A 15,750-nucleotide genomic window follows, 5' to 3' on the forward strand; every position below is an offset into this window, starting at 1 on the left:
GCACTGGATGGTTGCGGGGGTCGCGAGATCTACCAATACTAACCAAACTCCGAATACCAACGAGTCTAGTCCGGCAGACAGACGGCGGGTGCTAAGGTCCGTCGTCAAAAGGGAAACAGCCCTAACCTACAGCTAAGGTCCCCAAGTCACGTCTAAGTGGGAAAGCATGTGGGATTTCCAAAACAACCAGGAGGTTGGCTTAGAAGCAGCCATCCTTTAAAGAAAGCGTAACAGCTCACTGGTCTAAATAAGAGATCCTGCGGCGAAGATGTAACGGGGCTCAAGACGTGCACCGAAGCTTAGGGTTCAGTCTTTGACTGAGCGGTAGCGGAGCGTTCCGTAGGCCGTTGAAGCGATCTGGTAATGGGTCGTGGAGGTATCGGAAGTGCGAATGCAGACATGAGTAGCGATTAACAGTGTGAGATGCACTGTCGCCGAAATTCCAAGGGTTCCTGCTTAAAGCTAATCTGAGCAGGGTAAGCCGGCCCCTAAGACGAGCCCGAAGGGGGTAGTCGATGGGAACCACGTTAATATTCGTGGGCCTGGTGGTGTGTGACGGATGGCGTAACTTGTTCGGCCTTATTGGATTGGTCCGGGCAGGGAAGCTGTCCCAGGAAATAGCCCCACCGTTTAAGACCGTACCCTAAACCGACACAGGTGGAATGGTAGAGTATACCAAGGCGTTTGAGAGAAGTATCCTGAAGGAACTCGGCAAATTGCCTCCGTACCTTCGGAAGAAGGAGGCCCCATCTAAGCGCAAGCTCTGATGGGGGGCACAGGCCAGGGGGTAGCGACTGTTTAGCAAAAACACAGGGCTCTGCTAAGTCGGCTTCAAGACGACGTATAGGGCCTGACGCCTGCCCGGTGCCTGAAGGTTAAGAGGAGGAGTGCAAGCTCTGAATTGAAGCCCAGGTAAACGGCGGCCGTAACTATAACGGTCCTAAGGTAGCGAAATTCCTTGTCGGGTAAGTTCCGACCTGCACGAATGGCGTAACGACTTCCCCACTGTCTCCAGGATATGCTCAGCGAAATTGAATTCTCCGTGAAGATGCGGAGTACCCGCGGTTAGACGGAAAGACCCCGTGCACCTTTACTGCAGCTTCAGAGTGGCATTAGGAAAGAACTGTGTAGCATAGGTGGGAGGCTTTGAAGCGATGACGCCAGTTGTCGTGGAGCCATAGGTGAAATACCACCCTGTTGTTTTCTGATGTCTAACCTCGCACCGTTATCCGGTGCAGGGACCCTCTGTGGCGGGTAGTTTGACTGGGGCGGTCGCCTCCTAAAGAGTAACGGAGGCGCGCGATGGTGGGCTCAGGACGGTTGGAAACCGTCTGTTAGAGTGCAATGGCATAAGCCCGCCTGACTGCGAGACTGACAAGTCGAGCAGAGACGAAAGTCGGTCATAGTGATCCGGTGGTCCCTCGTGGAAGGGCCATCGCTCAACGGATAAAAGGTACGCCGGGGATAACAGGCTGATGATTCCCAAGAGCTCATATCGACGGAATCGTTTGGCACCTCGATGTCGGCTCATCACATCCTGGGGCTGGAGCAGGTCCCAAGGGTTTGGCTGTTCGCCAATTAAAGTGGTACGTGAGCTGGGTTCAGAACGTCGCGAGACAGTTTGGTCCCTATCTGCCGTGGGCGTCGAAATTTGAGAGGAGTTGACCCTAGTACGAGAGGACCGGGTTGAACATACCTCTGGTGTACCAGTCGTTCCGCCAGGAGCGCAGCTGGGTAGCTATGTATGGACGGGATAACCGCTGAAAGCATCTAAGCGGGAAGCCTCCCTCAAGATAAGATTTCTTCGAGCGGTCGTAGACCACGACCTTGATAGGCCGGATGTGGAAGCGTGGTAACATGTGAAGCTAACCGGTCCTAATGGCTCTGATCGCGCTTAAGAGTCCCACCATCAACGACAGCTCTGATCTGTCGTCATATGGCGGTCACAAGCAAAGCCAGATATCAATCACATCCTGTGCACGGACATCGATTAAACCCAAAAAGCGCCAGCTCCATTGCTTGGTGACCATAGCGTCAGTGACCCACCCGATCCCATCCCGAACTCGGCCGTGAAACCTGACTGCGCCGATGGTACTGTGGCTCAAGCCCCGGAAGAGTAGGGCGTCGCCAGGCATTGAAGCTCGCGCTTTTTGAAAATACGCAAAACCCATTCACTCTGTTCAGCGACCTCCGGTCGCGCCTCTGGCGCGGGATGGAGCAGCCCGGTAGCTCGTCAGGCTCATAACCTGAAGGTCGCAGGTTCAAATCCTGCTCCCGCAACCAAAAGGTCGCTCGCCTACGATACCCCGCAGCCCACAGCAGCAGTCGAACAGTCCCCCGGACTGTCCTTTATGCTGCCGTCTCGTCAGGCTCATAACCTGAAGGTCGCAGGTTCAAATCCTGCTCCCGCAACCAACATCCCACATCACAAAAAAGCCCCGCCCCCACAGGCAGGGCTTTTTTGCGTTAGCCCCCCGGCAAAATGCCCACGCCACCACCGCTGGCATAAACAACAACACTCGAGCTATACCCACTCACAGCACCACACACACCAAAGGCAAAATCCCATGGAAACCATCGGGCGAGACCTTCGCGAAATGCAACGCGTGCCTCTCGCCGCCGACCATGTGGAGGCTCTGCGGGCGGCAGGATCGGTGGTGCATTATGCGGCGGGCACGATGATCGCCGGTCCCGGCGATCCGGTCGACCGGTTCCACTATGTGCTGGACGGCGAAGTCGAGGTCGTCAATCCCTTCACCGATCAACGATATGTCGCGTCTACAATCGGCCCGACTCAGTTCATGGGCGAAATCAGCTTCCTCGACGGCGGAAGCTGGTCATTGCCGCTGCGTGCCGTTCGCGACACGCAGGTGATCGAGGTGCCGCGCCCCGAAATGCTGCGCCTGATGGCCAACATCCCCGAAATGTCGGACATCGTCATCACGGTTCTTGCCGCTCGGCGCCGCCGGCAACTGGACACGGGCGACGGATCGCTCGTCCTCATCGGCGAGGAAGCGGAACCGAAAATCCGCCAGATCGCGCAATTTGCGAGCCGCAACCGCATTCCTTACACATCCTACGGGCAAGGCACGCCCGAAGCCCTGTCGGTCGCGACCAGCTGCGCGATTTCTGCGGATATTCCGGCGGTCATATTCGGCAAGGACAATGTCCTGACCAACCCCACGCCCGATAGCGTCGCGCAATTGCTCGGCCTCAACCGAACGCTTGTCGATGACGAGCATTTCGATGTCGTCATCGTCGGCGGCGGTCCTGCGGGCGTCGCGGCAGGCGTCTATGCCGGGGCGGAGGGACTGCGCGCTCTGGTGGTGGAGGACATGGCCGTGGGCGGGCAGGCGGGCACGTCGAGCCGGATCGAAAATTATATGGGCTTCCCGACCGGCATCTCCGGCGCAGATCTGGTCTGGCGCGGCGAAGTCCAGGCGATGAAGTTCGGCACCCGTTTCGCCATTCCCCGCCGGGTCGAAAGGCTCGACAAGCTGGAGGGTGGCGACTTCTGTGCGACATTCGACAATGGCCAGCGCGTCCGGGCGAGGGCGATCGTCGTCGCCACAGGCGTGCAGTATCGACGCCTTCCGATCGAAGGCCTTTCCCAATTCGAAGGCAATGGCGTCTATTATGCCGCGACGGAAAATGAAGCGCGCTTCTGTCGCGGGGCACATTCCTTCGTGATCGGCGGCGGCAACTCCGCCGGGCAGGCCGCAATGTTCCTGAGCCGCGCAGCCAGTCATGTCAGTCTGCTGGTGCGCGGCGATACGCTCGCGGCTTCCATGTCCGATTATCTTTCGAGCCGACTGGAGGCCGATCCCGCCATCTCCATCGAATATGGCAGCCGCGTCGTCGCCGTCCATGGCGAGGGGAAGATGGATGCGATCACCGTTCGCGACGCGCAGGGTGAGCGGCGGTTGCCCGCATGCGCCCTGTTCGTGATGGTCGGCGCGGCGCCCAATACGGGCTGGCTGTCCGAGCTGGTGAGCCTCGACGGCTGCGGTTTCGTGAAGACGGGCGACGCCGCAGGCGCGACATCTCCCTATGCCACATCCTGCCCCGGCATCTACGCGGTGGGCGATGTGCGGGCCGGGTCGGTCAAGCGCGTCGCATCGTCGGTGGGGGAGGGATCGGTGGTCATATCCCATGTCTGGAACCATGTCCGCGCCTGAGGGCGTCGCGGAAGGCCTCACGCCCCGCCTTACATTACCAATAATTTAGTTCGGCCCCAGCGGCTGCTCATATTGCAGGGGGTAGAGCGGCCCCTGCAAAAATGGGTGGTGAGACTGTTCGATGCGTGCTCCTGTGTTCTTCGATCCGACAGGCCAGCGGAGCCGCTGGTCGAAGCGGATCGTTGCGCTCCTGCTCAGCATCATCCTGGTTGGGGCGCTGGCCTTCGCGACGACGCTCATCTTCGTGCCCCGCGAACGCGATCTTGAACTGCCATTGCCCAGGGCGCATGCCGCCAAATTCCTGCCGACGCTGCACCGCCGGCTCCTGAGCTGGCTGCCAGCGCGCCATGCCTCTTCGACGAGCGCACCGCTCAGCATCGGCTTCTATGTTCCCGGCGACGAAGGCGGCCTCAATACGCTGGTGCGGCATGTGGGCGCGCTCGACTGGATCGTGCCGGCCTCCATCAATGTGTCGGGGCCGCGCCACACCGTCACCGTGTCGCGCGATCCCCGGCTCGATCATCTGATGGCGCAGATGCGCCACCGTCCGCTGGTGCTGCCCATGGTGCAGAATCTGCTGGAGGACAGGTGGGATTCGGCCGGGGCGGCGTCACTCTTTCACGATCCGGCGCAGCGGCGCGCCATGGTGGACAAATTGTCCGCCCAGGCGCGGGCCAGCCATGCCGCCGGTCTGGTGATGGACATCGAAGCGCTGCCGCCCGGCGCGATGCGCGACTATGTCCGTTTCCTGCGCGCGCTTCACGGGGCGATGCCCAAGGGCACGCTTCTGGCCGTGACCGCGCCTGCCGAAGACGAAGGCTGGCCGCTGGCGGCGCTCAGCCGGGTCGCCGACAAGCTCATCTTCATGGCCTATGATCAGCATTGGGAGGGCGGCACGGCCGGTCCCATCGCCGCGCAGGACTGGTTCGTGCGCGAAGTGGAAAGCGCGCAGCGGATCGTGCCCCGCAGCAAGCTGGTCGTGGCGCTCGGCAGCTATGCCTATGACTGGCATGGGGACGGGACCGACGCGCTGTCGATCGAGGAAGCATGGCTGGCCGCGCATGACAGTCAGACGCCGGTGATGTTCGATCCGGCGAGCGGCAATGCGGGCTTCGCTTATGACGAGGCGGGCAAACATCACGCCGTATGGATGATGGATGCCGCGACCAACTGGAACGAGATGCAGGCGCTCAGGCGTCTCGGCATCGGCGACGTGGCGCTATGGCGGCTCGGCACCGAGGATTCGGGCTTCTGGAACGATCTTGCTGCCTTTCGCAGGGGCGGCCTGCCCGATCTTTCGACGCCGCGCGCGGTGGTCAGCACCGATGTCGAGGGTTCGGGCGAAATCCTGCGGGTCACCTCCACGCCGACCGATGGCAGACGGACCGTCGGCTTCGATACGCAGGGGCTGATCCATCAGGAACATTATCGCCGCCTGCCCATGCCCTATGTGGTTCAGCGTGTCGGGGGGGCGAATCCGAAGCTCCTGTCGCTGACGTTCGACGATGGCCCCGATGCCGACTGGACGCCGAAGATCCTCGACATACTGGAAGGCGCGCATGTGCCCGCGACCTTCTTCGTGATCGGGGAAAATGCGCTGGAGCATCCCGAACTGCTGAACCGCATTGTCGCCGACGGCAGCGAGATCGGCAATCACAGCTATACCCATCCCAATCTGGCGACCATCGGCCCGCACCAGACCCGGCTGGAACTCAACACCACCCAGCGCCTGGTCGAGGCCTATACCGGACGGCGCATGACCCTGTTCCGCGCGCCCTATTTCGGCGATGCGGAACCTACCACCACCGACGAGCTTCTGCCCGCGGTGGAGGCACAGCATGCCGGGTATACGGTGGTGGGGCTGCACGTCGATCCCAATGACTGGCAGCGTCCCGGCGTCGACGCCATCGTGCGGCAGGTGGTCGATCAGGTGCATTCATGGACGCCGGACAGTTCGGCGAACGTCATCCTGCTGCACGATGGCGGCGGCGACCGGGCGCAGACCGTGGTCGCGCTGCCCCGCATCATCCGCATCCTGAAAGGCGAAGGCTATCGCTTCGTCACTGCTTCGCAACTGGCGGGCATTCCGGCGGCGCAGGCCATGCCCAAGGTGAGCAGCGCCGATCTGTGGGCCGTGCGCACCGATGTCGCCATCTTCGTCCTGCTGGCGGCGCTGTCGCTCGTGATGACATGGCTCTTCTACGTGGCGATCACGCTCGGCATGGCGCGCGCGGTAGTGATGGCGGCGCTGGCCTGGGTGCAGACGCGCCGGCGGCGCGCCGATCCCCCCGTCCATACCCCTACTGTGTCGGTCATCATCCCGGCCTATAATGAAGAGCGGGTGATCGCGGCTTCGGTCGCGCGCGTGCTCGCGAGCGATTATCCCGCACTGGAAGTGATCGTCGCCGACGATGGATCGAAGGACGCGACCAGCGCCATCGTCGCGGAACGGTTCGGCGGCGATCCGCGCGTCACCCTTCTGACGCTCCAGAATGGCGGCAAGGCGGCGGCGCTGAACCGGGCGTTGCTCCGTGCGAGCGGAGAGATCGTGATCGCGCTCGATGCCGACACCCAGTTCGAGCCGCTCACCATCCGCCGCCTTGCGCGCTGGTTCGCAGACCCGGCCATCGGCGCGGTCGCCGGAGACGCGCGCGTCGGCAACCGCATCAACCTCGTCACCCGCTGGCAGGCGGTGGAATATATCACCGCGCAGAATCTGGAGCGGCGCGCGCTGGCGGGCTTCGACGCGATCACCGTGGTGCCCGGCGCGGTCGGCGCATGGCGGCGGCAGGCGCTGGACGCGGTGGGCGGCTACCCCGAAGATACGCTGGCGGAGGATCAGGATCTGACCATCGCGATCCAGCGCGCGGGCTGGCGCGTGATCTACGATCCGCGCGCAACCGCCTGGACCGAAGCGCCGGAAAGCTTCAGGGCGCTCGCCCGGCAGCGCTATCGCTGGGCGTTCGGCACACTGCAATGCCTGTGGAAGCATCGCGCCGTGCTGCGGACGGGCAAGCCATCGGGTCTGGGCCTGATCGGCCTGCCGCAGGCGTGGCTGTTCCAGATCGTCTTCGCTGCGATTTCGCCGCTGATCGACCTTGCGCTGCTGCTTTCCGTCGTCAGCACCACCGTGCGCGTAATCCAGCATGGCTGGGCGCAGACGGCGGGCGATGTGGGCGCTATGGGCCTCTACTGGCTCGCCTTCACCGCGGTCGACATATTGTGCGGCTGGATCGCCTATCGGCTGGACGGCCACCGCGTCCGCTACCCGGCGCATCTGCTGGTCGCGCAGCGGCTCGTCTACCGCCAGATCATGTACTGGGTCGTCCTGCGCGCCATCGCGTCCGCCATCGCCGGATGGGTGGTCGGCTGGGGCAAGCTGGAGCGGAGCGGGCGGCTGACCGAGCCGCTGACGCATTGATGCGGTGACGCCCGCCTACCGGTAAAATTCGCTTTCGATCTTGGACAAAGTCTCGAAGCCCGCGCCGATATGCCGCCGCATCGCGGCCTCCGCCGCGTCCGCCTCGCCCGCCAGCAGCAGTTTCAGCATGTCCCGATGGTCGGCGTTTGCCGCCCGCAATCGCGCTTCGTCGTAAAAGCTCTCGAACAGCAGGCGATGGATCGGGACATTGAGACGCTTGAGCAGTTCGGCGATCACGACATTGCCCGACCCTTCCACGATCCGGCGGTGCCACTCCAGGTTGAGCCGCCCGAACCGATCCGGCGCACGCTCGTCGACGCACTGGTCCAGCTCCGTCTGCAAGGCGCAGAGCGCCTGCTTCTGCTCGTCCGTCGCATGCCGGGCGAAATCGGCAGCGCAAATTCCTTCCAGCGCGACCCGCGCGCGGTAGATCTGCGCCACTTCCTCCAGACCCGTGCTCTTGACCGACGCCCCGCGAAACTCCTCGATCTGGACAAGTCCCTCGCCTTCCAGCCGCTGAAGCGCCTCACGCACCTTTGACCGGCTCGCGCCCATCGCGCGGATGATGTCCACTTCCACCAGCCGCTGGCCCGGCACGAAGCGCCCGGTGCGGATGCGCTCGCGCACCCAGTCCGCAATCTCCATGCCGGACGGCGCGCGTTTGTCTCCCTGCTCTATCATGCCGCCGATATTCGAGAGTTTGACGAAATTGTCAACAATATCGTCAGCCAATTTTGCTTTGCATCTGTCTGACAAAAGGCGGATGAAATTGTCGACAATAATGGAGTGGATGATGCGGGCAGCCCGGATATGGGGAGCGTTGACGGCGGCGGCGATCGCCACGGCCGGCCATGGCTCGGAGTATCCCGACGTTCAGCGGCAGTCGCTTTACGTGCCTGTCCGGGACGGCACGAAACTGGCCGTCAATCTCTACCTTCCTGCGGTCGACGGCAAGCGGGTGGAGAGCAAGATGCCCGTCATCTTCGTCTTCACGCCCTATCGCGCCCGCTTCCGCGACAAGGATGGCGCGGTGCAGGAAGTCGCGCTCAACGACCGGATGGCGCTGCGTTCGCTCATCAGGGCCGGTTATGTCGTGGCGGTCGCCGACATTCGGGGCAAGGGCGCGTCCTTTGGCAGCCGTCGCGGCTTTCAGGACCGGACCGAGGCGCAGGACGGCCACGACCTCGTCGAATGGCTCGCACGCCAGTCTTTCAGCAGCGGCAAGGTGGGGATGATCGGCTGCTCCTATCTGGGCGGCACGACCTTTCATACTGCAACCACGGCTCCGCCCTCGCTCAAGGCAGTATTCGTCGGGGCTTCGGACTTGGACAAATATGCCTTCGTCCGCCGCGGGGGCATCACGGCGCAGTTCAACACCCGGCCCGACGAGCCGCTCAGCGACGATCTGGCGAGCATACCGGTCGATGAGGACCGCGACGGAGCGCAACTCGGAAAGGCCGTGGCCCAGCATGCCGGGAACACGCCCATGGCGGCGCTGTGGTATGGCATGCCCTATCGCGACAGCGTCTCCCGCTACACCGGCAACGCTTTCTGGGAGGAAGTCGGAGTCTACCGCTATCTTGACGCCATCCGGAAGGCAGGGATCGCAACCTATTTCTGGAGCAACTGGCAGGACGAACCCACTGCCCAGTCGATCCTGAGCGCCGCCAATCTGAGCGGTTCCAAATTTCTCGCCGGTCCCGGCAGCCATTGCCTGCCCCCGCCCGGTTTCGATTTCACAGGCGAAGTGGTCCGCTATTTCGACCATTATCTCAAAGGCGCGGACAACGGCATCGAAAAGGCGCCCCGCGCTACCTACTGGGTCGAAGGGCTGGACGGGAAGGGCGGCTATGCCCGTTCCGCCCGCCTTCCGGGCGAAGGCGCGACTGCGCAGCGCTGGTATTTCAGCGATGGCCGCAGCGGAACCGCCCGTTCGGTCAATGACGGCACGATGAGCGCGGCGAAGGGCCGGACGGGACAGGACCGCTTCACCGTCCGCTACGACCTTCCGGGCGCCGACTATTTCGCCTTCTGGGCGCAGCCGATGGATGACAAGGGGCTGAGCTACACCAGCACGCCGCTTGGCAAGCCGATGAAGCTCATCGGCTATCCGGTCGTGCATCTGCGCGTGCGCGCCGACAAGCCCGACGCCAATATCTTCGTCTATCTCGATCAGGTCGGCGCGGACGGAAAGGCCGAAGTGGTCGCCTTCGGTCGGCTGGCCCTGTCGCATCGCAAGGCCGCAACCGCGCCCTACAGGACGATGGGCCAGCCATGGCATAGCGGGCTGAAGGCCGATGTCGCGCCGTTACCCGTGGGGCAGGCGGCGGACCTCGCCATCGACCTGACCCCCGTTTCGCGGATTGTGCCGACAGGCGCGCGGCTGCGCGTGACCATCGCCGGAGCCGACCCGCGCCAGCGCAATCTTAAGGACATCCAGCAGACGCCCCCGCCGCAGATCAGCGTCGAGCGGGGCGGATCGTCCTTCGTCGATCTGCCGGTCGCGGACGGACAGTGACCGGCACGGAATAAAGAACGGCCGACAGGGCCAAAAAGGGAGGTAAGCATGGAAGGCAAGGACAAGACCCCGCTGCGCCTGCGGGCCGTATTGAAGATGAGCGTGGGCTGGGCCGCGCTGATGCTGCCCGTCATGGCGGCGGCGCAGGAGCCGCAGCTCGACGAACCGGCAGCCCCCGACATCATCGTTACCGGCAGCCGCGTACGCGGTGCAGCGCCGGTCGGATCGACCGTCACCACCCTCGGGCGGGCGGAAATGGAAGCGTCCAGCGCCGTGACCGTCGACCGCATGATCAAGGAAATCCCGCAGGTCTTCGATCTCGGCGTATCGGAAAATTCGCGCGGACAGTCGGGCGGCAGCGGCAACATCACTTATGGCAACTCGGTCAACCTTCGCGGCATCGGACCCTATGCCACGCTGGTGCTGGTCGACGGCCACCGCGTCACCAACAACAGCCGCTCGATCGACCCATCGGTGCTGCCGTCGCTGGGCGTTGAGCGGGTCGAGGTGGTCGCGGACGGCGCTTCCGCCATCTACGGATCGGATGCGGTGGCGGGCGTCGTCAACCTTATCCCGCGCCGCTCGCTCGACGGCGGCGAGTTCTTCGCCCGGTCGGGTATCGCATCGCGCGGCGACTTCCACGAAACCTCCGTCGGCGCGGCGCTGGGCAAGGTGTTCGATCGTGGGCAGATCATGGTCGCCTACGAACATGTCGAGCGGTCGAACCTGAGTGGCGACGATCGCAGCTTCTTCACCAACGACCAGACGCGGTTCGGCGGCGGCGATTATCGCATCGCCCGCTGCGCGCCCGGCAACATCAACGCCAACGGCACGACCTACGCCATTCCGGCGGCCGGAGTCACGCAGGGGACGGCCGGGTCGCTGGTCGCGGGAACGCTCAACAAGTGCGACGAACTCGACAATCAGGATCTCGCGCCGGAACAGACCTATAACTCGGTCAACAGCACCGGCCGGTTCGAATTCAACGACTGGCTGAGCGTCTTCTACGACGGATTTTATTCGAAGCGGAAATTCTACCGCAAATCCGCTTACTCCAACGCGCGGCTCACGGTGCCGCAGACCAACGCCTTCTTCGTGCGACCGGCGGGCTTTGCCGGCACCAGCTACACGCTCGACTATAATTTCCGCGACGATGTGCCGACCAACGACAGCTATGGTTCGGCCGAAAGCTGGCAGATCACGCCGGGCCTGCGCGTCAAGCTCCCGCATGACTGGGAGTTTGAAACGCTCTACGGCTATGGCAAGACCAAGGATTTTTCGGGTTCCTATTACGGGATCAACAATGCGGCGCTGAACGCCGCGCTCGCCAGCAGCGATCCGGCAACGGCGTTCGATCCCTACGGCCTTGGCCGCACCAGCGATGCGGTAAAGGCGCTGATCGCCAACCAGATCTTCCTCGCGCCCACCAACGGACGCCTCAAAACCTATGAAGCGCGGCTCAACGGACCCCTCTTCTCGCTGCCCGGCGGCGACGTGAAGGTCGCGGCGGGCTATGAGCGGCAGGATTTCACCGTCGCGCTCGGTTCCGCGCGGGGCGGGCCGACCACGCCCATTACCTTCCGCCATTTCGGCCGCAAGGTCGACAGCCTCTACGCCGAGCTTTTCGTGCCGGTGTTTGGCGCGAGCAATGCGACGCCGGGCTTCGAGCGGCTGGAACTCAACGCAGCGGTCCGGCACGACAAATATAGCGATGTCGGCAGCACCACCAATCCCAAATTCGGCATCAACTGGGAACCGGTCCGCTGGCTGAAGCTGCGCGCCAGCTACGGCACGTCCTTCCGCGCGCCGACCATCCCGGAGATTTACGGCAACTCGAACAACATCTTCGGCCAGAGCTACCAGAACCCGGCGGGCGGCGCGCCGCTTCAGGGCTATGCGCTGTCCGGCCCGAACCTCGACCTCAAACCCGAAACGGCGTCCACCTGGTCGGTCGGCGCGGATTTCGAGCCGCTGCCCAACCTGCGCTTCGGCGTCACCTACTGGGACGTCAAATATGAAAATCAGGTGCTCGCCAACCTGTCCAACCTGACGATCCTGGGCAACGAAGCGCAATATGCCGGCACCAACATCATCCTGCGCGATGCAGCGGCGGCGGCGCGGGTGCAGGAACTGCTGGCCCAGGGCGTCGCGCTGGCGGGTGGTTCCTTCCCCGGCGGCAATCCCGCCAACGTCACCCTGTTCGTCGACGGGCGCAGCCAGAACCTCGGCGTGTCGATCACGCGGGGCATCGACTTTACGGGAACGTGGAACGGCGAACTGGGGGCCAATGACAATCTGACGGTAAACCTGTCTGGCACATATCTCACCAAATATAATGTCGCGGTGACGCCGACCGCTCCGCTGGTGGACCGGCGCAACGTCATCTTCAATCCGCTCAAGTTCAAGGGCCGCGCCAGCGTGACATGGGATCATGGTCCCTTCTCCACCCGCGTGCTGGTCACGCATGTGGGCGGCTATCGCAACAATCTGGCGACGCCCAACCAGTCGGTGAAGAGCTACACGCCCGTCGATCTGACGTTCAACTGGCGGATCGGCGATCCGCGGGAAAGCGGTTTCTTCGCCAAGGGGCTGACGGTCGGGCTGGAGGTCCGCAACCTCTTTGATACCGACCCGCCCTATGTCAATCTCGCGCCCAGCGGCAACGGCAGCGGCGGCTATGACGCGACGGCGAGCGACCCGGTCGGGCGCCTGTTCGCGATCAGCGTCCGCAAGTCCTTCTGATCGGAGCGGCAAGAGAGCGTGGGAAAGGATGCGATCTCGATCGTGCTGGCAGGCGATCTGGTTCTGGATGAGCCGGACGGCGACTGGTGGCTGAGCGGGATCGCGCCTGCCCTGCGCGGGGCCGATCTGGCCATCGGCCATCTGGAGGTGCCGCATACCGACCGGGGCGCGGAACTGAAGGGCGATGTGCCCGCGCCCGGCGCGCCGCCGGAAAATCTGGCGGCGATTGCGCAGGCGGGCTTTGGACTGCTGAGCCTTGCCGGCAATCATATCGCGGATTGCGGCGCGGAAGGGATCGCCGACACGGTCGCGGGCCTCGCGGCGCAGGGCGTCGCATGCTGTGGCGCGGGCCTCGATCTGAACGAAGCCCGCCGTCCGGCCATCGTCGTCGTCGGTGACGCGACGGTGGCGCTGCTGAGCTATAATTGCGTCGGTCCGGAAGCCGGCTGGGCCAGCGCCGAACGGGCGGGATGCGCCTATCTGCGGATCGAGACGGAAGACGGTACACCCATCGCTCCGGCCGCAAAGCTGACCGTGCTGACGTCGGACGCTGTCGCGACGCTGGAGCAGGACATCGCTGCGGCCCGCGCGCAGGCGGATATCGTGCTCGTCGCGCTGCACAAGGGGATCGTCCACACGCCAGCGCGGCTTGCCCCCTATGAGCGGGGGTTGAGCCATGCAGCAATCGAGGCGGGGGCGGATGCCGTCATCGGCCATCATTCGCATATCGTCCGCGGGATCGAGTTTTACCGCGGAAAGCCGATCTTCCATGGCCTCGGCAATGGCTGCGTCGTTACCCGCGCCCTCAGTCCCGCACAGGATCATCCGGCGCGCGCGCAATGGGCGGAGCGGCGCAAGGCGATGTTCGGATTTGAGCCGGACCCGGCCTACACGCTTGCGCCCTTCCATCCCGAAGCGGTCAACGCTTTCCTCGGCACGTTGGAGATCGGCGCGGACGGCTCGACGGCGGCGGGGATCATCCCCGTGCATGTCGAAGCGCCGGGGCGACCCGTGCTGGCGTCCGGCGCGCGTGCGGCGGAGATCAGAGCCTATGTCGAAAAGATAACCATAGAGGCGGGCCTGCCGCCGATCCGGATCGCGCCCGATGGCCGCATAATGGAGGCCTTGCCATGAACGCGGCGCGGATGGCGATGGTCTGGACCGGTGGCGTCGCGCTGATCGCCGCCGCCTCCCTCAACGTGCTTGCGGTGATCGGGCGGCACACCGGCTTGCCGCTCAAGGGCGCCATCGAGCTGGTGCAGGTGGCGGTTCTGGTTGCCGGATCGCTGGCGCTGGTCGCGGCGACGCTGGCGCGCAACCATGCGCGCGTTCACCTGATCCTCGACCGCCTGACTGGCATGCGGCGAGTGGGGGCCGAGCGGTTGTGCACCGCGCTCTCGATTCTGTTCTACGCCATGCTGCTGACCGGGTCGCTGTGGCTGGCGATGGACCTTTGGGGCGAGCAGGAGGTTAGCGAACTGCTCGATGTGCCGTGGCGATGGATGCGCGCTTTCCTGAACGCGGCGCTGATCGTCGTGATCCTGCTGCTGGCGCGGCAGATGGTGGAGCGGCGCGAGAAATGATCTTTGCGACGCCGGAAACGGGACTGATCGGCCTCCTCCTTCTTTTCGCGATGCTGCTCTTCGGGGTGCCGATCGGCGTGTCGCTCGGCCTTGTCGGCATCGGCGGGCTGGTGGTCGCGCTGGGAGCGGAAGCGGCGCTGGTCAAGGCGGGCGTCGTCGTGGTGGAGACACTGACGCGCTATGAACTGGGCACATTGCCGCTTTTCATGCTGATGGCGCATCTCTTCTTTTCCGCCAATGCCAGCCGCGACCTGTTCGACGCCGCCGCCAAGATGATTGGCCACCGGCGCGGTGGCCTCGCCTATGCGTCCATCGGCGGCTGCGCGGGTTTCGGGTCGATCAACGGGTCGAGCCTTGCGACGGCGGCGACCATCGGCCTCGTCGCGCTGCCCGAAATGCGCCAGCGGGGCTATTCCGATGCGCTGGCCACGGGCACGGTCGCGGCGGGCGGCACGCTGGGGCAGATGCTGCCGCCATCGGGCGCTCTCATCGTCTATGGCATCATTGCCGAACAGTCGATCGGCAAGCTCTTCACCGCGACGCTGATCCCCGGCATCTCGCAGATGCTGTTCTACTGCTTCGTCGTCTGGCTGCTGGTCCGCTGGCGCCCGTCCATCGCGCCGGTCGGCGAGCGGGCGAGCTGGGCGGAGCGGGGCAGGGCGCTGCTGCGGATCGCGGACATGCTGCTGTTGCTGGCGGTGGTGCTGGGCGGCATCGTGCTCGGCTGGTTCAGCCCGTCGGAGGCTTCCTCCATCGGCACGGCGGGCGCGCTGCTCATCACTGCGTGGCGCGGACGGCTCAACCGCGAAGTGCTGTTCCGCGCCTTTTCGGAAACGCTACGGACCAGCGGCCTCATCTTCCTCGTCATCATCGGCGCAATCATCTTCTCCGTCTTCATCAGCGTCACCGGTCTCACCGATGCGGTGGGCAATGCCGTGACGGCGATGGACATGGGGACGATCCCGACGCTGCTGGTGGTCGCCGGGCTGCTGCTGCTGCTGGGATCGGTGCTCGACGGACTTGCGCTCATGCTGCTGACCACGCCGATCCTGCTGCCCATCGTGCAGAATGTCGGCATGTCGCCCATCTGGTTCGGCATCTTCGTCACCCGTGCGATGGAGATCGGCTTCGTCCACCCGCCGCTCGGCATGAACCTCTACGTCATTCAGGGCGTGGCGAAGGACGTGCCGCTCAATCGCATTTTCCGGGGCGTGCTGCCGTTTCTGGCGAGCGACCTCATTCACCTGCTGCTGCTCATCCTGTTTCCGGCGATGGCGCTGTGGCTGCCCTCCATTTTCGGACAATGAC

General features: G+C 64.0%; 8 protein-coding genes, 1 tRNA gene and 2 rRNA genes (1 of these 11 running past the window's edge). 10 read left to right on the top strand and 1 reads right to left on the bottom strand.

The features are described from left to right. The 5 genes from SAMIE_RS16560 to SAMIE_RS16580 all read left to right on the top strand — a co-directional run. A 23S ribosomal RNA gene (locus tag SAMIE_RS16560) occupies positions 1 to 1,898 on the top strand; it begins 899 nt to the left of the window's first position. A 120-nt stretch (positions 1,899 to 2,018) separates the two neighbouring features. Continuing rightward, positions 2,019 to 2,133, top strand: a 5S ribosomal RNA gene (gene rrf, locus SAMIE_RS16565). Positions 2,134 to 2,206: 73 nt separating this feature from the next. Further along, positions 2,207 to 2,283 (top strand) — tRNA-Met (locus tag SAMIE_RS16570). Positions 2,284 to 2,597: 314 nt separating this feature from the next. Beyond that, entirely contained in the window at positions 2,598 to 4,178 is a 1,581-nt protein-coding gene (locus tag SAMIE_RS16575; protein WP_232037284.1) for an FAD-dependent oxidoreductase, read from the top strand. Between the two features lie 121 nt (positions 4,179 to 4,299). Continuing rightward, positions 4,300 to 7,599 carry a glycosyltransferase gene (locus tag SAMIE_RS16580; protein ID WP_066700628.1) on the top strand — a complete coding sequence of 1,100 codons (3,300 nt, stop codon included), beginning with the start codon at positions 4,300 to 4,302 and terminating at the stop codon, positions 7,597 to 7,599. A gap of 15 nt (positions 7,600 to 7,614) precedes the next feature. On the opposite strand, the gene SAMIE_RS16585 is transcribed toward SAMIE_RS16580, so the two are convergent. Beyond that, positions 7,615 to 8,331 carry a GntR family transcriptional regulator gene (locus SAMIE_RS16585; protein WP_232037285.1) on the bottom strand — a complete coding sequence of 239 codons (717 nt, stop codon included), beginning with the start codon at positions 8,329 to 8,331 and terminating at the stop codon, positions 7,615 to 7,617. 58 nt (positions 8,332 to 8,389) lie between these two features. On the opposite strand from SAMIE_RS16585, the gene SAMIE_RS16590 reads away from it, so the two are divergent. From SAMIE_RS16590 to SAMIE_RS16610, 5 genes are read left to right on the top strand one after another with little or no spacing between them, the layout of a single operon-like run. Then, positions 8,390 to 10,117: a CocE/NonD family hydrolase gene (locus SAMIE_RS16590; RefSeq protein WP_066700630.1), complete on the top strand. Its 1,728-nt coding sequence runs from the start codon at positions 8,390 to 8,392 to the stop codon at positions 10,115 to 10,117. A gap of 48 nt (positions 10,118 to 10,165) precedes the next feature. Beyond that, the gene (locus SAMIE_RS16595; RefSeq protein ID WP_066700631.1) at positions 10,166 to 12,859 is read left to right on the top strand and encodes a TonB-dependent receptor domain-containing protein; all 2,694 of its coding nucleotides are present in this window, start codon (positions 10,166 to 10,168) and stop codon (positions 12,857 to 12,859) included. A gap of 18 nt (positions 12,860 to 12,877) precedes the next feature. After that, positions 12,878 to 13,993: a CapA family protein gene (locus SAMIE_RS16600; RefSeq protein WP_197724642.1), complete on the top strand. Its 1,116-nt coding sequence runs from the start codon at positions 12,878 to 12,880 to the stop codon at positions 13,991 to 13,993. Then, entirely contained in the window at positions 13,990 to 14,442 is a 453-nt protein-coding gene (locus SAMIE_RS16605; RefSeq protein WP_066700632.1) for a TRAP transporter small permease, read from the top strand. Before SAMIE_RS16600 ends, SAMIE_RS16605 begins: the two co-directional genes overlap by 4 nt. Further along, positions 14,439 to 15,749, top strand: a complete 1,311-nt coding sequence (locus tag SAMIE_RS16610; RefSeq protein WP_083952481.1) for a TRAP transporter large permease — start codon at positions 14,439 to 14,441, stop codon at positions 15,747 to 15,749. Before SAMIE_RS16605 ends, SAMIE_RS16610 begins: the two co-directional genes overlap by 4 nt. The last annotated feature ends 1 nt before the right edge of the window (position 15,750 follow it).

It is taken from the genome of Sphingobium amiense (genome assembly GCF_003967075.1).
Lineage (GTDB): Bacteria > Pseudomonadota > Alphaproteobacteria > Sphingomonadales > Sphingomonadaceae > Sphingobium > Sphingobium amiense.

What these genes read in the sequence shown, in the direction of transcription:
- SAMIE_RS16575 (WP_232037284.1), top strand. Translation starts at nt 2,598, where the DNA reads ATGCAACGCGTGCCTCTCGCCGCCGACCATGTGGAGGCTCTGCGGGCG.
- SAMIE_RS16580 (WP_066700628.1), top strand. Translation starts at nt 4,300, where the DNA reads ATGCGTGCTCCTGTGTTCTTCGATCCGACAGGCCAGCGGAGCCGCTGG.
- SAMIE_RS16590 (WP_066700630.1), top strand. Translation starts at nt 8,390, where the DNA reads ATGATGCGGGCAGCCCGGATATGGGGAGCGTTGACGGCGGCGGCGATC.
- SAMIE_RS16595 (WP_066700631.1), top strand. Translation starts at nt 10,166, where the DNA reads ATGGAAGGCAAGGACAAGACCCCGCTGCGCCTGCGGGCCGTATTGAAG.
- SAMIE_RS16605 (WP_066700632.1), top strand. Translation starts at nt 13,990, where the DNA reads ATGAACGCGGCGCGGATGGCGATGGTCTGGACCGGTGGCGTCGCGCTG.
- SAMIE_RS16610 (WP_083952481.1), top strand. Translation starts at nt 14,439, where the DNA reads ATGATCTTTGCGACGCCGGAAACGGGACTGATCGGCCTCCTCCTTCTT.